This window comes from Billgrantia kenyensis (assembly GCF_013697085.1).
Taxonomy (GTDB): domain Bacteria; phylum Pseudomonadota; class Gammaproteobacteria; order Pseudomonadales; family Halomonadaceae; genus Halomonas; species Halomonas kenyensis.
In genome coordinates, this window is the sequence record NZ_JACEFT010000014.1 from 53,701 (window position 1) to 73,352 (window position 19,652).

A 19,652-nucleotide genomic window follows, 5' to 3' on the forward strand; every position below is an offset into this window, starting at 1 on the left:
GGCCGGGGAAAGGTGGACGAGGAGGTCTTTTGCCATGGATGGCAAAAGTAGCGCCCAGGGACGGGTTCACAGCGCCTCCTCGGAAACCTTGTCCCCGGGCCTGCCCCGGCAAGATTATTGAGGTAAATGACATGCAAATGATCGAGATCGCACAGCTGCCGGGCCGCTACGCTGCGCCCCCCGTCAAGGTAGGCGACAAGCCCATCGACGAGGACAGCATCGCCCGCGAGATGCAGTATCACCCGGCGGCGACCGCCGACGAGGCGAAACTGCTGGCCGCCCGCGCCCTGGTGGTGCGCGAACTGCTGCGCCAGCGTGCCGTCGAACTCGGTCTGCTGGCCGCCGATTCCCGTGACGAAGGCGAGCATGACGCCGCCATTGCCACGCTGCTGGAGCGGGAGCTGGAGGTGCCGGAGCCCGAGGAAGAGGCCTGCCGCCGCTTCTTCGATGCCGACCCCGAGCGCTTCAGCGAGCCGACCCGCATTGCCGTACGCCATATCCTGCTGGCGGCCGCGCCCGATGACGCCGACGCGCGGGATGCCCAGTACCGTCTGGGCGAACAGCTGATCGAGGAGCTCGCGGTGATTCCCGAGCGCTTCACCGAATTCGCCATGCGCCACTCCGCCTGCCCGTCGCGGGACGAAGGCGGCGAGCTGGGCTGGCTGGCCCAGGGCCAGACCGTGGCCGAGCTGGATCGCGCGCTGCAGCACCTGCCAGAGGGGCTGCACGACCGTCCGCTGGCATCACGCTATGGCTGGCACGTGGTGCTGATCGACGAGCGTGTCGGTGGCCAGCGCCTGCCCTTCGACCAGGTCGCTGAGCGTGTTCGCCACACATTGCGCGAACAGGCCACTCGGCGCGCCTTGCGCCACTATCTGCTGGTGCTCGAAGCTGAAATCGGCGTCGAGGGGATAGCGCTCGACGACGACAGCGCCAGCTCGCTGATGCAGTAGAAGTGCCTGCGCGGCGATTTCACCACGTATTCGTTCACAGCCCGCCCGGCGGGCGATGAGGAGCCGTCATGTCTCATGTTCACGCCAACGCTCGCTTCGTGCCGCTCGGCATCGCCGTGCTCACCGTCTCCGATACCCGTGGCTTCGACCGCGACGGCAGCGGCGACCTGCTCAGCGAGCGCCTGTCGGAGGCCGGCCATGCGCTGGTAGAGCGGCGCATCGTGCCAGACGATATCTACCGAATCCGTGCGGTGGTTTCCAAGTGGGTGGTGCGCGATGACGTGCAAGTGATCCTGGTCAACGGAGGCACCGGCTTCACCACCCGCGACACCACGCCGGAGGCACTGCTGCCGTTGTTCGACCGCGCGGTGGACGGGTACGGCGAGCTGTTTCGCCAGCTCTCCTATGACAGCATCGGCACTTCCACCGTGCAGTCGCGTGCGGTGGGCGGTGTCATCAACCGCACCCTGGTGTTCGCCATGCCCGGTTCGCCCAAGGCCTGCGCCACCGCCTGGGACGGCATCCTCGAAAGCCAGCTCGATGCCCGCACCCGCCCCTGCAATTTCGTCGCCATGGTGATGCCCGAGCAGCAGGCCTGCGGCACCCGTGAGCAGCCGGTAGTGCCTGACCGCGGTCAAGGAGTGCGCGCATGAGCTGTGCCACCCTTGCCAAAGGATTGCTCGACCTGGAAGTGGCGAGGGCGCGCATGATCGCGGCGGCCGAGCCGGTGCGGGGCGAGGCGCTGGTGGCCCTGGAGCAGGCCGCCGGACGGGTGCTGGCCCGTGACCTGACGGCTCGTCTCGACATGCCCGGTATCGACAACAGCGCGATGGATGGGTATGCACTGCGCCTGGCGGAACTCTCCGCTGCAGGGCTGCCGGTGGTCATGCGGGTAGCGGCGGGTGCCGACGTTCAGACCCTACCCGAAGGCGGCTGCGCACGTATCTTCACCGGTGCGCCGGTGCCCAGGGGGGCCGACTGCGTGGTGCCCCAGGAGCGGGTGCGGCTGGACGAGGCGGGGAGGATGCACGTCGTCGGCGAGGCCAAGCCGGGGGCCAACATCCGCCGACGCGGCGAGGAGTACCGCGAAGGCGACCCGCTGCTGTCGGCAGGCTGGACGCTGGATGCTCCGGCGCTGGCGATGCTGGCCAGTCAGGGCATTGCCGAGGTGCCGGTATTGCCCAGCCTGAAGGTGGCGCTGATTTCCACCGGCGACGAGCTGATCGAGCCGGGGGAGCCTTACGTTCCCGGGCAGGTCTACAACAGCAACCGGGTGATGCTCAAGGCGCTGCTGCAACAGGATGCGTGCGATGTCGTCGACCTGGGCGTCATTGCCGACGACCCCGATGCGCTGCGCGAAGCCTTTGCTTTCGCCCGCGACAACGCCGATCTGGTGGTGTGCACCGGCGGTGTCTCGGTGGGTGAAGAGGACCACGTCCGGCCCGTGCTCGATGAGCTTGGCGGGCTGTTCTTCCACGGCGTGGCAATGAAGCCGGGCAAGCCGTTCGCTTTCGGCTACCTGGATGACGGTTCACCTGAAGGTGTCCCGCTGATTGGCCTGCCGGGAAATCCGGTGGCCTCTCTGGTGGGTTGGCACATGCTGGCGAGACCCTTCGTCCAGGGCTGCCAGGGCCGCACCGTCGGACCATTACAACAATATCGCGTCCGCGCCGGTTTCTCACGGCGGGGGAGCCCGGGACGGCGTGAGCTGCTGCGCGTCACGCTCGATTGGCAGGGCGACCATCCGGTTGCCATGCTTGCCGGCGGACAGGGCTCTCATATGCTGCATGGGGCGAGCCAGGCGCACGGCTATCTGATGGTGGCCGCCGATACCGAAGTGGAGGAAGGTCATGAATACCCCTATCTACCCGCCGGGCAGTTCGTCGACTGACCTGCTGTTCAAGCCCAAGCAGCTGCGCGAGCTCATCCACGGCGTGCCCTGGCTGGGTGAGCTGGATGAAGACGAGGTCACTGCATTACTGCAGGACTCCGAGCTGCGCTCGCTGAAGACCCGGGAATGGCTGTTTCGCCAGGAGACACCGGCACACTGGCTGTATATCGTCATCAACGGCGCAGTGCGCCTGGCGCGCAGCGCCGGCGACGGCCGCCTGGCCACGATTCGCTGCGTCGAGCGCGGGGGCACCCTGGGCGAGCTGAGCATGGTGTCGAGCGCCGGCGTCTACCTCTACTCCGCCGAGGCACTGCGGCGTACTCATGCGCTGGCGGTCCCGGCCCAGCGCTGTCGCGAGATCATGGATCGCCAGCCGGCCTGCCGCGCCGAATTCATGAGCCGGCTGGCGCTCGAGCTCACCGAGCGCCTCGAGGATCTGGCCCTGCTGACACAGGCCGATGCCATGTCGCGGCTGGTCAGCTACATCCTGCGCCAGCTACCTTCGGGCCGCAGCCGCACGCCGCGAGTGGTGCGGCTGTCGATCCCCAAGCGCTGGCTCGCCGCTCAGCTGGCGATGACGCCGGAGACCCTATCGCGGCTACTGGCCAAGCTGCGTGACGGCGGAGTGATCAGCATCGACCGTCAGCGCCTCACGGTGCTCGACGAGCAGAAACTGCGCGACGCCATGCTGGCCGACGACTGAGGTCATCGGCGCGGGGTCGCGCATTGTACTGAAGGGAGGATGCATGTCCCGAACCGCGAACAAGCCTCGCACCCTGGTCTACTCCTGCTCCGGCTGCTCCGACGTGGCGCAGCTGGCCAACGACGTGGCCGTGCTCCTCGATCACACCGGCGTGGCCGAGATGTCGTGCATCTCGGGGGTGGGCGGCGGTGTGCCCGGCCTGGTGCGGACCGCACGCTCGGGGCGGCCGATCGTCGCCATCGACGGCTGCCAGATGCACTGCGTGACCCACTGCCTGGCCCGGGCCGGGGTGAGCGCCAGCGAACACGTCAAGCTCTACGAGCAGGGCTTTCGCAAGCGTCGTGGCCAGAGCTACGACGACGACACCGTCAACGAGGTGGCCGAACAGGTCGGCGAATTGATCGCCCGCCTGCCGATGAATGCCGAGTCTCACGTAGAAGCCCACGCGGAGAAGACCCCATGAGCCTGATCGACGGCTTCGGCCGCAGCGTGCGCTACGTCCGCCTCTCCGTCACCGACCGCTGCGACTTCCGCTGCGTCTACTGCATGGCCGAGGAGATGACCTTCCTGCCCCGGGCCAAGCTGCTGACGCTGGAGGAGATCGCCACGCTGTCGCGGGCTTTCGTCGAGCTCGGCGTGGAGAAGATCCGCCTCACCGGCGGCGAGCCGCTGGTACGTCGCGGCATCGAGGATTTGGTCAGCAAGCTAGGCGCGCTGCCGGGCCTGCGCGACTTCGGCATGACCACCAACGGCGCCGGCCTGGTCAAGCACGCCCGCGCGCTGTACCAGGGCGGGCTCAAGCGGCTCAACGTCAGCCTCGATTCGCTCGACCCGGCGCGCTTCCGCGCCCTGACCCGCACCGGTGATCTCGCCAGGGTCATCGACGGCATCCGCGCCGCCCGGGATGCCGGCTTTACGCGCATCAAGCTCAACGCGGTGATCCTCAAGGGGCGCAACGACGACGAAGTGCTCGACCTGGTCGAGTTTGCTCGCGCCGAAGGCGTCGACATCAGCTTCATCGAGGAGATGCCGCTGGGCCAGAACATGAGCCACGACCGCGGCGAGACCTTCTGCTCCAGCGACGACGTGCGCGGAGCCATCGAGGCGCGCCACGCCCTGCTGCCCACCACCGAAACCACCCTCGGGCCGTCGCGCTACTATCGCATGACCGACAGCGACTCGCGCATCGGCTTCATCTCGCCCCACAGCCACAATTTCTGCGCCGCCTGCAACCGCGTGCGGGTCACCGCCGAAGGCCGCCTGCTGCTGTGCCTGGGCAATGAGCACTCGGTCGACCTGCGCGCGGTGATGCGCCGCCACCCTGGCGATCTCGAACGGCTCAAGGCCGCCATCGTCGATGCCATGCAGAACAAGCCCGAGCGTCACCACTTCACCACCGACGGCGACGTGCAGGTGGTGCGCTTCATGAACATGACGGGGGGCTGACGGCGGCTTGCCACGTCGCATCGTTCCGCTGACTTGACCGGCACGGGCGTCAGGGGCAATGTCGGGGCAGAGTATCGCATCCTGCCCAAAGGTCGTTCCCATGCTCCCGGTCGCCTCGCACGAGCCCCTCTCGGTCGGCTTCGTCCTGTTGAACCGCTTCACCCTGCTGCCGTTTGCGGCCTTCGTCGACTGCCTGCGCCTGGCGGCTGACGAGGGGGACCGCAGCCGCCAGCTGCGCTGCCACTGGACCTTCATGACCAGCACGGGGGAGCAGGCCACGTCCAGCTGCGGCGCGGCCATCTCGCCCTGCGAGCCTTTCCGCGATCCGGCGAGCTTCGATTACATCGTGGTGATCGGCGGGGTGCAGGACGAGCGCGACCGGGTGGACTCCACGGCGCTGGCCTATCTGCGTCGCTCGGCGGATACCGGGGTGCCGCTGGTCGGGCTGTGCACCGGCGTCTTTGCGCTGATTCAGGCGGGGCTGATGAAGGGGCGCCGCTGCTGCGTGAGCTGGTATCACCACCGCGACATGATCCAGCGCTTTCCTGCCATCGAGCCCGTCGCTGATCGCCTGTTCATCGACGACGGCGACCGCCTCACCTGCGCCGGCGGCGCGGCGGGAGCGGACCTGGCCGCCTATCTGATCGAGCGTCACCTGGGCAAGGCCTGGGCGATGAAGAGCCTGCACATCATGCTGCTTGACGAGGCGCGCACGGGGGGGCATCCCCAGCCTCAGCCGGTGGTGTTCGGCAAGATCGAGGACCGCCTGGTGCGCAAGGCCATTGCGCTGCTCGAGCAGCACCTGGGGGAGATGATCTCCATGGAGGTGCTTGCCGAGCGGGTCGGTACTTCACGGCGCAACCTGGAGCGCCGCTTCAAGGAGACGCTCGGCGTCAGCCCGCAGAAGTTCTCCCGCGACCTGCGCCTGCGCTACGGCGTGTGGCTGCTGCACTACACCGGCAAGAGCATTACCGAAATCGGCGAGCGCTGCGGCTTCGCCGATACGGCCCACTTCTCACGCCACTTTCGTAGCGCCTTCGGCATGACGCCGTCGGAAATGCGCAAGAGCGTAAGCGAGCCGGGAGGCGCCCGGGTCGATCCCTTCTTCCTGCACGTCGAGGGCCGTCCGGCGCTCTGAGCCGGCCTGCTCCACCCGTCCGCTTCATGCGGCTTTGAGCTCTCTTCCCTGGCGCGCTTCATCAGCTCGAATCAATATGCCTGGGCTGCCGGCTCGACTCGGACATTCAGCAAGCCTGTCGCATTCGTTCAATCTTTCCTGCTTCCGGTTGCCTTTAATCCATGCATAAGGATTTCAAATTTTTCACCGGGTCAGGTAGCCGATAGATTCGAGGCAATACCTGCCGATACCCGACAACAGATACCAGACAACAACAGGAGTCAGTCATGAATCAGGTTGGTCTCGCCGCATTCGATTCTCAGGTTGCCGCCGCCATTGCCGACGAAGTGTCCCGCCAGGAGGCCCATGTCGAGCTGATTGCCTCCGAGAACTACGCCAGCCGGGCGGTGATGGAGGCCCAGGGCACCCAGCTGACCAACAAGTACGCCGAGGGCTACCCGGGCAAGCGCTACTACGGTGGCTGCGAGCACGTCGACGTGGTCGAGAAGCTGGCCATCGACCGCGCCTGTGACCTGTTCGGCGCCGACTACGCCAACGTCCAGCCCCACTCCGGCGCCCAGGCCAATGCCGCGGCCTTCATGGCCCTGGTCAAACCGGGCGATACCGTGCTGGGCATGAGCCTGGCCCACGGCGGCCACCTGACCCACGGGGCGGCGCCCAACTTCTCCGGCAAGCACTACCACGCCGTGCAGTACGGCTTGAATCCGGAGACCGGCGAGATCGACTACGAGGAGGTCGAGCGGCTGGCGCGCAGCCACAAGCCCAAGCTGATCATCGCCGGCTTCTCCGCCTACGCCCGCGTCGTCGACTGGCGCCGCTTCCGTGACATTGCCGACGAGGTGGGTGCCTGGTTCATGGTCGACATGGCCCACGTGGCCGGCCTGATCGCCGCCGGCCTCTACCCGAGCCCGCTGCCCCACGCCCACGTGGTCACCACCACCACGCACAAGACCCTGCGCGGCCCCCGCGGCGGCCTGATCCTCTCCGCTCACGGCGACGCTGACCTTTACAAGAAGCTCAACGGCGCGGTCTTCCCCGGCCAGCAGGGGGGGCCGCTGATGCACGTGATCGCGGCCAAGGCGGTGGCCTTCAAGGAGGCCATGAGCCAGGCCTTCGTTCGGTATCAGCAGCGGGTGATCGACAACGCCCGGGCCATGGCCGGTGTGTTTATTGAGCGCGGCTATGACGTGGTCTCCGGCGGCACCGACGATCACCTTTTCCTGGTCTCGCTGATCAAGCAGGGCGTGACCGGTAAGGACGCTGATGCGGCGCTGGGCCGCGCTCATATCACCGTCAACAAGAACGCCGTGCCCAACGATCCCCAGAGCCCCTTCGTCACCTCCGGCCTGCGCATCGGCACTCCGGCGGTGACCTCCCGCGGCTTCGATGCGACCGAGTGCGCCGAGCTGGCGGGCTGGATCTGCGACATCCTCGATGTGCTGGCCGAGCAGCGCAATACCGACGCCGTGGAGGCCGAGGTGCGCGAGAAGGTCGCCGCGCTCTGCGAGCGCCATCCGGTGTACGGGGTCGCCACCGCCGCCCCGGCCCACGAAACCGCCACCGCCTGAACGCCTAGGGTAACGGCCCCGCCCGCCGGGGCCGGTCGAGGAGAGACGAGATGCAACGCTATTCAGGATTCGGGCTGGCCAAGCACGCGCTCAGCCACCACGAGAACTGGGAGCGCCAGTGGCGCAACCCCACGCCCAAGAAGCAGTACGACGTGATCATCGTCGGCGGCGGCGGCCACGGCCTGGCCACCGCCTACTACCTGGCCAAGGAGCACGGCATCACCAACGTGGCGGTGGTGGAGAAGGGCTGGCTGGGTGGCGGCAATACCGCCCGCAACACCACCATCGTACGCTCCAACTACCTGTGGGACGAAGCCGCGGCTCTCTATGAGCACGCCATGAAACTGTGGGAAGGGCTCTCCCAGGACCTCAACTACAACGTCATGTTCTCCCAGCGGGGCGTCATGAACCTGGCCCACACCCTGCAGGACATGCGCGACGTCCAGCGCCGGGTCAACGCCAACCGCCTGAACGGCATCGACAGCGTGGTGCTCACCCCCGAGGAGATCCAGGAGATCGTGCCGATCATGGACTGCTCGAAGAACGCCCGCTACCCGATCCTCGGTGCCTCCTGGCAGCCGCGGGCGGGCGTGGCGCGCCACGACGCCGTGGCCTGGGGCTATGCCCGGGCCGCCGACGCACTCGGCGTCGACCTGCTGCAGAACACCGAGGTCACCGGCTTCAAGATTCGCGACGGCCGCGTCTACGGCGTGCACACCAACCGCGGCGACATCGAGGCCAAGACCGTGGGCTGCGTGGCGGCGGGCAACTCCGGCGTGCTGGCCAAGATGGCCGGTTTCCGCCTCCCGCTGGAGTCCCACCCGCTGCAGGCGCTGGTCTCCGAGCCGCTCAAGCCGGTGCTCGATACGGTGGTGATGTCCAACCACGTGCACGGCTACATCAGCCAGACCGACAAGGGCGACCTGGTGATCGGCGCCGGCATCGACGGCTACAACGGCTACGGCCAGCGCGGCAGCTACCCCACCGTGGAGCACACCCTGCAGGCCATCGTCGAGATGTTCCCGATCTTCTCGCGGGTACGCATGAACCGCCAGTGGGGCGGCATCGTCGACACCTGCCCGGACGCCTGCCCGATCCTCTCCGCCACGCCGGTGAAGGGGCTCTTCTTCAACTGCGGCTGGGGCACCGGCGGCTTCAAGGCCACCCCGGGGTCGGGCCACGTGTTCGCCTGGACCCTGGCCAAGAATCAGGCCCATCCTCTCGCGGCCCCGTTCTCCATCGACCGTTTCCATACCGGGGCACTGGTCGACGAGCACGGCGCGGCCGGCGTGGCGCATTGATAACTCAGTGAGGACAGGCGCTTCGCGATGAGCGCCGGGGACAAGGCGAAGCGAGGGTTTTTTGCCATGGATGGCAAAAATAGCGCCCAGGGATGGGTTCACAGCGCCCTCGCGCAGGCTTGTCGCCGGAGAAGCTCATCGGATGCCGGATTGTGAAAGTCTCTCCAAGGGAGAACCACCATGTTTCTTATCTACTGCCCCCACTGCGAGGAGCTCCGCGAGGAAGAGGAGTTCCACCCCAAGGGCCAGGCGCATATCGTACGCCCCGCGGATCCCGAGGCCTGCTCCGACGAGGAGTGGGGCGACTACCTCTTCTTCCGTGACAACCCCCGCGGCATCCACCACGAACTGTGGGTGCACGCCGTCGGCTGTCGCAAGTTCTTCAACGTCACGCGCAATACCGTGAGCTACGAGATCCTCGAAACCTACAAGATCGGCGAGCCGCCCCGCATCACCGCCGAGAGCCTGGCGAGTGACGAAGTCCAGGGTAAGGTGCAGGTCGCCAGCAGCGGACAACAGACCGTGGGCGCCACCAATGCCACGGTAGAAACGGTCAAGGGGGAGAAGGCATGAGCAAGTCCGTGACACAGCCGAATCGTCTCCAAGAGGGCGGGCGTATCGATCGCTCGCGCAAGCTCGGCTTCACCTTCAACGGCCAGCACTATCAGGGCCATGCCGGCGACACCCTGGCCTCGGCGCTGCTGGCCAACGGCGTGGATATCGTCAACCGCAGCTTCAAGTACTCGCGCCCGCGCGGCATCGTCGCCGCCGGCGCCGAGGAGCCCAATGCGCTGGTTCAGCTGGGCAGCACCGAGGCGGCCCAGGTGCCCAACGTGCGCGCCACCCAGCAGGCGCTGTTCGACGGGCTCGTCGCGCGCAGCACCAACGGCTGGCCCAACGTGCAGCGCGACGTCATGAGTTTGGTGGGCAAGCTGGGCGGTCGCTTCATGCCGCCGGGCTTCTACTACAAGACCTTCATGGCGCCGGCCTCCATGTGGATGACCTACGAGAAGTACATCCGCAAGGGCGCAGGGCTCGGCCGTAGCCCCATGGAGCGCGACCCGGACAGCTACGATCATCTCAACCAGCACTGCGACCTGCTGGTGATCGGCGCCGGCCCCGCCGGCCTGGCGGCGGCGCTGACCGCGGCCCGCAGCGGCGCCCGGGTGATCCTGGCCGACGAGCAGGAGGAGATGGGCGGTTCGCTGCTCGACAGTCGCGAACTGCTCGACAGCCAGCCCGCCGCCCAGTGGGCCGAGCAGGTGCTGGCGGAGCTCGCCGGGCTCGACAACGTCACTCTGCTGGCCCGCACCACCGCCAACGGCTATCACGACCACCACTTCGTGACCTTGCACGAGCGGCGTACCGAGCATCTCGGCGAGACCTCGCCGAGCGTGGACGGCTACCGCCCCTCCCGCTCGCGCATGCACCGTGCGCGTGCCGGTCAGGTGCTGCTGGCCACCGGCGCCCACGAGCGGCCGCTGGTCTACGCCGGCAACGACGTGCCGGGCAACCTGTTGGCCGGCGCGGTGTCCACCTACATTCGCCGCTACGGCGTGGTGCCGGGCAACAAGCTGGTGCTCTCCACTACCAACGACCACGCCTACCGCGCCGCCCTGGACTGGGACGACGCCGGCCGCGAAGTGGTGGCCATCGTCGATGCGCGTCAGGCGCCGGACGGCGAGCTGGTGGAGCAGGCCCGCGCCCGCGGGTTCCGCATCATCGAAGGCGCGGCGGTGATCGAGGCCAAGGGGGGCTCTCGCGTCAGCGGCGCTCGCGTGGCCAGCATCGATGCCCAAGCGTTCAAGGTAACCGGCCAGGCCGAGACCCTGGCCTGCGACACCATCGCCAGCTCCGGCGGCTACAGCCCGGTGATCCATCTGGCCTCCCACACCGGCGCCCGGCCCACCTGGAACGACGAGATCCTCGGCTTCGTGCCCAGCCTGGTGAAGGGCGTGCACGCCGCCGGCAGCGCCCGGGGGATCCATGATACGGCCGAAGGTCTGGCCGACGGCGTGGCCGCGGCGACGAAGGCGCTGACCGCGCTGGGCCGCACGCCTCAGGCCGTCGAGCTGCCCCAGGTCGACGCCCGCCGCGAGGGCAAGGCCTGTGCGCTCTATCAGGTGCCTCACGAAAAGCCCACCCTGCGCGCACCCAAGCAGTTCGTCGACCTGCAAAACGACGTCACCGCGGCGGCCATCGAACTGGCCACCCGCGAGGGCTTCGAGTCCATCGAGCACGTCAAGCGCTATACCGCCATGGGCTTCGGCACCGACCAGGGCAAGCTCGGCAACATCAACGGCATGGCCATCGCCGCGCGCTGCCTGAACAAGTCGATCCCCGAGGTGGGGACCACGGTGTTCCGGCCCAACTACACGCCGGTGACCTTCGGCGCCATCGTTGGCCGCCACTGCCGTGAGCTGTTCGACCCCAAGCGCTACACCGCCCTGCACCAGTGGCACGTGGAGAACGGCGCCGAGTTCGAGGACGTGGGCCAGTGGAAGCGCCCCTGGTACTTTCCACAAGTACGCCCCGACGCCGCGAACGGCGAACGCGAGAGCATGGCGGAGGCGGTGGCCCGCGAGTGCCTGGCGGTGCGCGAGAAGGTCGGCATCCTCGATGCCTCGACCTTGGGCAAGATCGACATCCAGGGCCCCGATGCCCGCGAGTTCCTCAACCGCATCTACACCAACAAGTGGGCCAAGCTCGCCGTCGGTCGCGCCCGCTACGGGCTGATGTGCAAGGACGACGGTATGCTGATGGACGACGGCACCACCAGCTGCCTGGGCGAGAACCACTTCCTCATGACCACCACCACCGGCGGTGCCGCCGGGGTCATGGAGTGGCTGGAGCTGTGGCACCAGACCGAGTGGCCCGAGCTCAACGTGACCTTCACCTCGGTGACCGACCACTGGGCGACCATGACGATCACCGGCCCCGAGGCGCGTAATCTGCTGGCGGAAGTGACCGACATAGACTTGGCCAAGGAGAGCTTCAAGTTTATGGACTGGCGCGAGGGCAAGGTGGCCGAGGTGCCGGCGCGGGTCTTCCGCATCTCCTTCACCGGCGAGCTCGCCTACGAGATCAACGTCCAGGCCAACTATGCCCTGCACGTGTGGAAGACGCTGTTCAAGCACGGCGAGAAGTACGGCCTGACGCCCTACGGCACCGAGACGATGCATGTATTGAGGGCGGAGAAGGGGTTCATCATCGCCGGCCAGGACAGCGACGGCTCGGTAACCCCGGAGGATCTCGGCATGCAGTGGGCGGTCGGCTACGACAAGCCCTACTCCTGGGTGGGCAAGCGCTCGCTGTCGCGCTCCGATACCCGACGCGTCGACCGCAAGCAGCTGGTGGGCCTCAAGCCGAAGGACCCGGCGGTGGTGCTGGAGGAGGGCGCCCAGATCGTCTTCGATCCGGATCACGCCATCCCCATGCCCATGGTGGGCCACGTGACCTCCAGCTACTACAGCCCGACCCTGGGCAGCGGTTTCGCCCTGGCCGTGGTCAAGGGCGGCCACTCGCGAATGGGCGAGACGGTCTACCTGCCCATGGCCGACGGCAAGACCCATGCCGCCGAAATCGTCAGCCCGATCTTTGTCGATCCCAAGGGAGAGCGTCAGAATGTCTGAGCAAACTGCCACCTGGTTCAACCACTACGACGTCCGCCCCCAGTCCGAGGTGCCGGCGGAGTCCCCGCTGGCCTGGTCCTACCGCAAGACCGGCCGCCCGGCCGTCAGCCAGCAGAGCCGCGTGGTGCTGCGCGAGCGCGCGATGCTGGGCCACCTGATCCTGCGCGGCGGCGCCATCGTCCTCGACGAGGCGGTGCGCCGGGTTCTCGGCTTCGGTCTGCCGGGGCGTCCCAACACCCTGACCCAGGATGACGATGGTCAGCGCTCGATCCAGTGGCTCTCCCCCGACGAGTGGCTGGTGATCGTCCCCGGCGGCGAGGAGTTCGCGCTGGAGGGCCGGCTGCGCGAGGCGCTGGGCGACGCCCGCGATACCGCTGTCAAAAACTATGCCATCGTCAACGTCAGCGGCGGTCAGACCCTGATAGAGCTCGAGGGCGAGTGCGCCCGGGAACTCCTGATGAAGTCGACGCCCTACGACGTGCATCCGGAGGCCTTTCCGGTGGGCAAGGGCGTGACGACGGTGTTCGCCAAGGCCAACCTGATCCTGCGCCGACCCAGTGAGCAGCGCTGGGAGCTGGTGCTGCGGCGCAGCTTCGCCGACTACTGCTATCGTTGGATTCTGGATGCGGGCGCGGAGTACGCCATCGGCGTCGACGCGTGAGGAGTACGGGGTCGGCAGTCGCCGGCCCCGTTTTGGGAGAGATGACATGGCAGACAACAATCGCTGGATCCTCGCGGCCCAGTGCCCGAGCCGGCTCGGCACTGTGGACGTGGTCACGCGCTTTCTCAAGGAGCGCCGCTGCTATATCACCGAGCAGCACTCCTTTGATGACCGCCTGAGCGGGCGCTTCTTCATCCGCACCGAGTTTCGCCCCGAGGAGGATGGATTCGACCAGGCGGCGTTCGAGGCCGAGTTCGCGGGTCGGGCCACCGAGTTCGACATGGCTTTCGAGCTCACCGCCCCGGGCAAGCGCGTGCCGGTGGTGATCATGGTCTCCAAGGCCGATCACTGCCTCAACGACCTGCTCTATCGCTACCGCATCGGCCAGCTGCCCATCGACATTCGCGCCATCGTCTCCAACCACCCGGACCTGGCCTCCCTGGCGGAGTGGCACGGCATCCCCTATCATCACTTTGCCATCACGCCGGACACCAAGCCCGAGCAGGAGGGGAGGGTGTGGGCGGTGGTCGAGGAGACAGGCGCCGAGCTGGTGATCCTGGCCCGCTACATGCAAGTGCTCTCCAGCGAGCTGTGCGCGAAGCTCAGCGGCCGGGCGATCAACATCCACCACTCCCTGCTGCCGGGCTTCAAGGGCGCCAAACCCTATCACCAGGCCTACGACAAGGGGGTGAAGCTGGTCGGCGCCACCGCCCATTACATCAACGACGACCTGGACGAGGGGCCGATCATCACCCAGGGCGTCGAACCGGTGAGCCACGCCGACTACCCGGAGGACCTCGTCGCCAAGGGCCGCGACATCGAGTGCCTGACCCTGGCCCGGGCCGTGGCCCTGCACGTGGAGCGCCGCGTCTTCCTTCACGCCAAGCGCACCGTTGTTTTCGATCGGTAGCCTTCCCACTTGCCTGGAGACGACCCGCAGCAACCTCGTTCGCGACATGCGCCGACCGTCGGGATGGCGGTCATGGCCTACATGAACGATTTTACGTATCCGAGAGCGACAACATCGAATATCTTGGCAGGCAGGCTTGCCTGATTGCGACGTCTGTCATTGGCGTATCCCCGACCCTGAGCACAGCACCCTGACGGTTAATATTGCCGATAATTACAACGATATGCGGCATCGGAGTATGACCATGTCAACACTGCCCCCGACCTCGTTCACCTCCCACGCCCTGCGCAAGGAGCCGGCGCCGCAAACGCTGGGGTTCCTGCTGCTGGAAAACTTCACCCTGTTCTCACTGGCTTCGGCCATCGAGCCGCTGCGCATGGCCAACCAGTTGGCCGGACGCGAACTGTATCGCTGGTTCACACTGAGCGTGGACGGCGGGCCGATCGCGGCCAGCGACGGGCTGCGGGTCACGCCGGATGGCGCCATTACCATGCCGCTGGCGCTGGACATGATCATCGTCTGCGGCGGCGTGGGGCCAGCCCGTAGCGTACAACGCGAGCACGTGACGTGGCTGCAGTCCCAGGCGCGCCTGTCGCGTCGGCTGGGTGGCATCTGCACCGGCAGTTGGGCGCTGGCCAAGGCCGGGCTGCTGGATGGCTACGAGACCAGCGTGCACTGGGAGTGTCTGGCGGCGATGCGCGAGTCGTTCCCCCGCGCGGTGCTGACCACCCGGCTGTTCACCATCGACCGCGACCGCGCCACCGCTTCAGGCGGCACCGCTCCGCTCGACATGATGCTGACCCTGATCGAGCGCGAACACGGGCGCGAGCTCTCGGCGGGCATTTCAGAGATGTTCATCTGCGACCGGGTGCGCGGCGAGAACGACCATCAGCGCGTGCCGCTCAAGCACGTGCTGGGCACCACCCAGCCCAAGCTGCTGGAGATCGTGGCGCTGATGGAGGCCAACCTGGAGGAGCCCATCGAGCTCGCCGAGTTGGCCGACTACGTCGGCGTCTCCCGCCGACAGCTCGAGCGGCTGTTCCAGAAGTACCTGCACTGCTCGCCGTCGCGCTACTACCTCAAGCTGCGTTTGACCCGGGCCCGCCAGCTGCTCAAGCAGACCTCGATGCCGATCATCGAGGTGGCCTCGGCCTGCGGCTTCGTCTCTACGCCTCACTTCTCCAAGTGCTACCGGGAATTCTTCGGCCTGCCGCCACGGGAGGAACGGCTGGGCATGAGCCCGCTGCGTCAGTCGCCGCTGCCCGAGCCGCCGGCCGAGAGCCTGCTGCTGCAGCCGGTCGCCCTCGAGCCCATGGCCGAGCAGCCCGTCTCGGCGGCGCTGATGGCGCTCGACAACGCCCGCGGCGAGCCCACCTACGCCAGCGTGCGGCTCAAGCACTGAGGTGGCAGGCGGGAGACGTCATGGCGTCTGCGTGCGCTGCGGGATGTGGCATTTGAGCCGTTCGTCGCAGTCGCGACAGAGGTGACGTTTTTGGAATTCTCGCCGTCGCTTCCAGAAGTCGGGACTCACCGTGCCGGCGCTATGCTCCCTTCAAGTCAAACCAATCGGGAGCACGCCCCTCATGACGCCCCAAGACCTGCACGACGATGCCATCGTCATCGACGGCCTGATCATCGCCAAGTGGAACCGCGAACTGTTCGAGGACATGCGTCGCGGCGGACTCACGGCCGCCAACTGCACCGTCTCGGTGTGGGAGGGCTTCCAGGCCACCGTCGACAACATCGTCAAGTCGAACCAGCTGATGGCCGAGTGCAGCGACCTGGTGCGCCCGGTGCGCACCACTGCCGACATCACCCGGGCCAAGGAGGAGGGCAAGACGGGCATTATCTACGGTTTCCAGAACGCCCACGCCTTCGAGGACCAGATCGGCTACGTCGAGGTCTTCAAGCAGCTCGGCGTGGGCATCGTGCAGATGTGCTACAACACCCAGAACCTGGTGGGCACCGGCTGCTACGAGCGCGACGGCGGGCTCTCCGGCTTCGGTCGTGAGATCGTCACCGAGATGAACCGTGTCGGCATCATGTGCGACCTCTCCCACGTCGGTTCGAAGACCTCCGAAGAGGTGATTCTCGAATCGAAGAAGCCGGTCTGCTACTCCCACTGCCTGCCGTCCGGGCTCAAGGAGCACCCACGCAACAAGTCCGACGAGGAGCTGCGCTTCATCGCCGAGCACGGCGGCTTCGTCGGCGTGACCATGTTCACTCCCTTCCTGCGCGCCGGGGTCGACGCCACCGTCGACGACTACGTCGAGGCCATCGAGTACGTGATGAACATCGTCGGCGAGGATGCCATCGGCATCGGCACCGACTTCACCCAGGGCCACGGCAAGGACTTCTTCGAGTGGCTGACCCACGACAAGGGCTACGCCCGTCGCCTGACCAGCTTCGGCAAGATCATCAATCCCGAGGGCATCCGCACCATCGGTGAGTTCCCCAACCTGACCGAGGCGCTGCTGCGCCGCGGCTTCAGCGAGACCCAGGTGCGCAAGATCATGGGCGAAAACTGGGTACGCATATTGAAAGACGTTTGGGGCGCCTGACGATAGCGGCTGAGGCGACTCCTCAGCGAGGAGCGCCGGGGGCAGGCCGAAGAGGAGGTCCGATTCCAGGGATGGAATCGGTAGCGTACAGGGAAGTATTCACAGCGCCTCCTCGCAGGCCTGCCGCCGGACCAGCTCCGAGCGGTGCTGCCAAAGACGATGCTCTTGCCCGCAATGCCATAACAAACAAGATTTGAGGAAACCAACCGTGACCAAGATGGCCCCCGAACTGCCCATCGAGGTGGATAGCGAAACCGGCGTGTGGACCACCGACGCCCTGCCGATGCTGTACGTACCGCGGCACTTCTTTATCAACAACCACACGGCCGTCGCCGAAGCGCTGGGTGTGGATAAGTATGCTGAGATTCTCTACCGCGCCGGCTACAAGAGCGCCTGGCACTGGTGCGAGAAGGAGGCCGAACTGCACGGCCTGGTGGGCGTCGAGGTGTTCGAGCACTACATGCTGCGTCTCTCCCAGCGCGGCTGGGGCAAGTTCGTCACCGAGGCCATCGATCTCGATGCCGGTACCGCCCGCGTGCGCCTGGAGCACAGCGCCTTCGTCTATCAGCTGGGCAAGACGGGGCAGAAGGAGGAGTACATGTTCACCGGCTGGTTCGCCGGCGCCATGGACCAGATCCTCGCCGCCCGCGGCAGCAGCCTGCGCACCGTCGCCGAACAGACCCAGAGTGCGGCCGAGCCCGGCTGCGAGGTGGGCATCTTCACCGTCCAGCCGCTTACCGACGCCCAGGGCTGAGGAGGTTTCCATGGCATTCGACGCGATCTTCGAGCCGATCCAGATCGGCAAGCTGACCATCCGCAACCGCGTGGTCAGCACCGCCCACGCCGAGGTGCATGCCACCGACGGCGGCATGACCACCGCACGCTACGTCAAGTACTACGAGGAGAAGGCCAAGGGCGGCTGCGGCCTGGCCATCTGTGGCGGCTCCTCGGTGGTCTCCATCGACAGCCCCCAGGGCTGGTGGAGCTCGGTGAACCTCTCCACCGACCGCATCATTCCACACTTCCAGAATCTCGCTGATGCCGTGCACAAGCACGGCGGCAAGATCATGATCCAGATTACCCACATGGGACGGCGCTCGCGCTGGGACGGCTTCGACTGGCCGACCCTGGTGTCGCCCTCGGGCATTCGCGAGCCGGTGCACCGCTCCACCTGCAAGACCATCGAGGAGGAGGAGATCTGGCGCATCGTCGGCGACTTCGCCCAGGCCGCGCGGCGAGCCAAGGAGGGCGGACTTGATGGCGTCGAGCTTTCCGCCGTGCACCAGCACCTGATCGACCAGTTCTGGAGCCCGCGGGTCAACAAGCGTACCGACCAATGGGGCGGCAGCTTCGAGAACCGCATGCGCTTCGGCATGGAGGTGCTCAAGGCGGTGCGTGCCGAGGTGGGTGACGACTTCGTCGTCGGCATGCGCATCTGCGGCGACGAGTTCCATCCGGACGGCCTGACCCACGAGGACATGAAGCAGATCGCCGCCTACTACGACGCCACCGGCCAAGTGGATTTCTTCGGCGTGATCGGCTCCGGCTGCGATACCCACAACACCCTGGCCAACGTCATTCCCAACATGTCCTTCCCGCCGGAGCCCTTCCTGCACCTGGCGGCGGGCATCAAGGAAGTGGTCAAGGTGCCGGTGATCCACGCCCAGAATATCAAGGATCCCAACCAGGCCCAGCGTATCCTCGAAGGGGGCTACGTCGACCTGGTGGGCATGACCCGGGCGCACATCGCCGACCCGCACCTGATCGCCAAGATCAAGATGGGCCAGATCGACCAGATCAAGCAGTGCGTGGGCGCCAACTATTGCATCGACCGCCAGTATCAGGGCCTCGACGTGCTGTGCATCCAGAACGCCGCGACCTCGCGGGAGTACATGGGCCTGCCGCACATCATCGAGAAGTCCGAGGGGCCGAAGCGCAAGGTGGTGGTGGTGGGCGGCGGCCCCGGCGGCATGGAGGCGGCCAAGGTGGCGGCCGAGCGTGGCCACGACGTGACCCTGTTCGAAGCCGCGGACCAGCTCGGCGGCCAGATCACCATCGCCGCCCAGGCGCCGCAGCGCGACCAGATTGCCGGTATCACGCGCTGGTACCAGCTGGAGCTGGCGCGTCTCAAGGTGGACCTGCGCCTCGGCACCCGCGCCGACGAGGCCACCATCGAGGACCTGCGCCCGGACGTCGTGGTACTGGCCACCGGCGGCCAGCCCTTCCTCAGCCAGTACCCGGAGTGGGGCTACTCGGAGAACCCCGAGGAGAGCCTGGTGGTCAGCACCTGGGACGTGCTCTCCGGCAAGGTGGCGCCGGGCAAGAACGTGCTGATCTATGACGCCATCTGCGAGTTCTCCGGCGTCTCGGCGGCGGATTATCTGGCCGACAAGGGTGCCAAGGTCGAGATCGTCACCGACGACATCAAGCCCGGCGCGGCGGTGGGCGGCACCACCTTCCCGACCTACTACCGCAGTCTCTACGAGAAGGAGGTGATCATGACCTCCGACCTGATGCTGCACAAGGTCTACCGCGAGGGCGACGCCCTGGTGGCGGTGCTCGAGAACGAGTACACCGGGGCCATGGAGGAGCGGGTGGTCGATCAGGTGGTGGTGGAGAACGGCGTACGCCCGGACGAAGCGCTCTATTACGCGCTGAAGGAGCGCTCACGCAACCGTGGTCAGGTGGATCTTGAGGCGCTCTACGCTGCCGCGGCGCAGCCCTCTTTGAGTGAGCAGGGCGAGGGTTACCTGCTGTTCCGCCTGGGCGACTGCACCGCGCCGCGCAATACCCATGCGGCCATCTATGACGCCCTGCGGTTATGCAAAGACCTTTGAAAGCTATTGCGCTCGGCCAGCCCTGATACCAAAGCCAACGGCTTATGAGAC

Annotated in this window: 17 protein-coding genes; all 17 read left to right on the top strand. The window is 66.7% G+C overall.

Annotated elements, in window-relative coordinates; translation table 11 throughout:
- The first annotated feature begins 131 nt into the window (after window positions 1-131).
- The 17 genes from H1D44_RS12410 (at window position 132) to dgcA (ending at window position 19,601) form a co-directional block, all read left to right on the top strand.
- Window positions 132-953 carry a peptidylprolyl isomerase gene (locus H1D44_RS12410; protein WP_181515174.1) on the top strand — a complete coding sequence of 274 codons (822 nt, stop codon included), beginning with the start codon at window positions 132-134 and terminating at the stop codon, window positions 951-953.
- Window positions 954-1,021: 68 nt separating this feature from the next.
- Window positions 1,022-1,606, top strand: coding sequence for a molybdenum cofactor biosynthesis protein B (moaB, locus tag H1D44_RS12415; RefSeq protein WP_181515175.1), 585 nt, complete (start codon window positions 1,022-1,024; stop codon window positions 1,604-1,606).
- Complete coding sequence (locus H1D44_RS12420) at window positions 1,603-2,844, top strand: molybdopterin molybdotransferase MoeA (protein ID WP_181515176.1); 1,242 nt, start codon at window positions 1,603-1,605, stop codon at window positions 2,842-2,844. The genes moaB and H1D44_RS12420 overlap by 4 nt, the downstream gene beginning before the upstream one ends.
- The gene (locus H1D44_RS12425; RefSeq protein WP_181515177.1) at window positions 2,804-3,547 is read left to right on the top strand and encodes a Crp/Fnr family transcriptional regulator; all 744 of its coding nucleotides are present in this window, start codon (window positions 2,804-2,806) and stop codon (window positions 3,545-3,547) included. Before H1D44_RS12420 ends, H1D44_RS12425 begins: the two co-directional genes overlap by 41 nt.
- Before the next feature lie 43 nt (window positions 3,548-3,590).
- Window positions 3,591-4,010, top strand: coding sequence for a putative zinc-binding protein (locus H1D44_RS12430; protein ID WP_181515178.1), 420 nt, complete (start codon window positions 3,591-3,593; stop codon window positions 4,008-4,010).
- A complete protein-coding gene (moaA, locus tag H1D44_RS12435) occupies window positions 4,007-4,993 on the top strand; it encodes a GTP 3',8-cyclase MoaA (protein WP_181515179.1) in 987 nt (328 codons plus the stop codon). The genes H1D44_RS12430 and moaA overlap by 4 nt, the downstream gene beginning before the upstream one ends.
- 100 nt (window positions 4,994-5,093) lie before the next feature.
- Window positions 5,094-6,131: a GlxA family transcriptional regulator gene (locus H1D44_RS12440; protein ID WP_181515180.1), complete on the top strand. Its 1,038-nt coding sequence runs from the start codon at window positions 5,094-5,096 to the stop codon at window positions 6,129-6,131.
- A gap of 266 nt (window positions 6,132-6,397) precedes the next feature.
- Window positions 6,398-7,699 carry a serine hydroxymethyltransferase gene (gene glyA, locus H1D44_RS12445; protein ID WP_181515181.1) on the top strand — a complete coding sequence of 434 codons (1,302 nt, stop codon included), beginning with the start codon at window positions 6,398-6,400 and terminating at the stop codon, window positions 7,697-7,699.
- A 50-nt stretch (window positions 7,700-7,749) separates the two neighbouring features.
- Complete coding sequence (locus H1D44_RS12450) at window positions 7,750-9,000, top strand: sarcosine oxidase subunit beta family protein (protein ID WP_181515182.1); 1,251 nt, start codon at window positions 7,750-7,752, stop codon at window positions 8,998-9,000.
- 180 nt (window positions 9,001-9,180) lie between these two features.
- Window positions 9,181-9,573 carry a sarcosine oxidase subunit delta gene (locus H1D44_RS12455; RefSeq protein WP_181515183.1) on the top strand — a complete coding sequence of 131 codons (393 nt, stop codon included), beginning with the start codon at window positions 9,181-9,183 and terminating at the stop codon, window positions 9,571-9,573.
- On the top strand, window positions 9,570-12,632 hold the full coding sequence (locus tag H1D44_RS12460; protein ID WP_220128074.1) for a sarcosine oxidase subunit alpha family protein: 3,063 nt from the start codon (window positions 9,570-9,572) through the stop codon (window positions 12,630-12,632). Before H1D44_RS12455 ends, H1D44_RS12460 begins: the two co-directional genes overlap by 4 nt.
- Complete coding sequence (locus H1D44_RS12465) at window positions 12,625-13,293, top strand: sarcosine oxidase subunit gamma (RefSeq protein WP_181515184.1); 669 nt, start codon at window positions 12,625-12,627, stop codon at window positions 13,291-13,293. The genes H1D44_RS12460 and H1D44_RS12465 overlap by 8 nt, the downstream gene beginning before the upstream one ends.
- A 46-nt stretch (window positions 13,294-13,339) precedes the next feature.
- Entirely contained in the window at window positions 13,340-14,203 is an 864-nt protein-coding gene (gene purU, locus H1D44_RS12470) for a formyltetrahydrofolate deformylase (RefSeq protein WP_181515185.1), read from the top strand.
- Window positions 14,204-14,447: 244 nt separating this feature from the next.
- A complete protein-coding gene (gene gbdR, locus H1D44_RS12475) occupies window positions 14,448-15,605 on the top strand; it encodes a choline metabolism transcriptional regulator GbdR (protein WP_181515186.1) in 1,158 nt (385 codons plus the stop codon).
- A 181-nt stretch (window positions 15,606-15,786) separates the two neighbouring features.
- Window positions 15,787-16,764 carry a dipeptidase gene (locus H1D44_RS12480; RefSeq protein WP_181515187.1) on the top strand — a complete coding sequence of 326 codons (978 nt, stop codon included), beginning with the start codon at window positions 15,787-15,789 and terminating at the stop codon, window positions 16,762-16,764.
- A gap of 208 nt (window positions 16,765-16,972) precedes the next feature.
- The gene (locus tag H1D44_RS12485) at window positions 16,973-17,518 is read left to right on the top strand and encodes a DUF5943 domain-containing protein (RefSeq protein ID WP_181515188.1); all 546 of its coding nucleotides are present in this window, start codon (window positions 16,973-16,975) and stop codon (window positions 17,516-17,518) included.
- Window positions 17,519-17,528: 10 nt separating this feature from the next.
- Entirely contained in the window at window positions 17,529-19,601 is a 2,073-nt protein-coding gene (gene dgcA, locus H1D44_RS12490) for a dimethylglycine demethylation protein DgcA (protein ID WP_181515189.1), read from the top strand.
- Window positions 19,602-19,652: the final 51 nt, after the last annotated feature.

Bases quoted from the DNA above. Each gene is read 5' to 3' on its own strand.
- H1D44_RS12410 (WP_181515174.1), top strand. From the start codon at position 132: ATGCAAATGATCGAGATCGCACAGCTGCCGGGCCGCTACGCTGCGCCC.
- moaB (WP_181515175.1), top strand. From the start codon at position 1,022: ATGTCTCATGTTCACGCCAACGCTCGCTTCGTGCCGCTCGGCATCGCC.
- H1D44_RS12420 (WP_181515176.1), top strand. From the start codon at position 1,603: ATGAGCTGTGCCACCCTTGCCAAAGGATTGCTCGACCTGGAAGTGGCG.
- H1D44_RS12425 (WP_181515177.1), top strand. From the start codon at position 2,804: ATGAATACCCCTATCTACCCGCCGGGCAGTTCGTCGACTGACCTGCTG.
- H1D44_RS12430 (WP_181515178.1), top strand. From the start codon at position 3,591: ATGTCCCGAACCGCGAACAAGCCTCGCACCCTGGTCTACTCCTGCTCC.
- moaA (WP_181515179.1), top strand. From the start codon at position 4,007: ATGAGCCTGATCGACGGCTTCGGCCGCAGCGTGCGCTACGTCCGCCTC.
- H1D44_RS12440 (WP_181515180.1), top strand. From the start codon at position 5,094: ATGCTCCCGGTCGCCTCGCACGAGCCCCTCTCGGTCGGCTTCGTCCTG.
- glyA (WP_181515181.1), top strand. From the start codon at position 6,398: ATGAATCAGGTTGGTCTCGCCGCATTCGATTCTCAGGTTGCCGCCGCC.
- H1D44_RS12450 (WP_181515182.1), top strand. From the start codon at position 7,750: ATGCAACGCTATTCAGGATTCGGGCTGGCCAAGCACGCGCTCAGCCAC.
- H1D44_RS12455 (WP_181515183.1), top strand. From the start codon at position 9,181: ATGTTTCTTATCTACTGCCCCCACTGCGAGGAGCTCCGCGAGGAAGAG.
- H1D44_RS12460 (WP_220128074.1), top strand. From the start codon at position 9,570: ATGAGCAAGTCCGTGACACAGCCGAATCGTCTCCAAGAGGGCGGGCGT.
- H1D44_RS12465 (WP_181515184.1), top strand. From the start codon at position 12,625: ATGTCTGAGCAAACTGCCACCTGGTTCAACCACTACGACGTCCGCCCC.
- purU (WP_181515185.1), top strand. From the start codon at position 13,340: ATGGCAGACAACAATCGCTGGATCCTCGCGGCCCAGTGCCCGAGCCGG.
- gbdR (WP_181515186.1), top strand. From the start codon at position 14,448: ATGTCAACACTGCCCCCGACCTCGTTCACCTCCCACGCCCTGCGCAAG.
- H1D44_RS12480 (WP_181515187.1), top strand. From the start codon at position 15,787: ATGACGCCCCAAGACCTGCACGACGATGCCATCGTCATCGACGGCCTG.
- dgcA (WP_181515189.1), top strand. From the start codon at position 17,529: ATGGCATTCGACGCGATCTTCGAGCCGATCCAGATCGGCAAGCTGACC.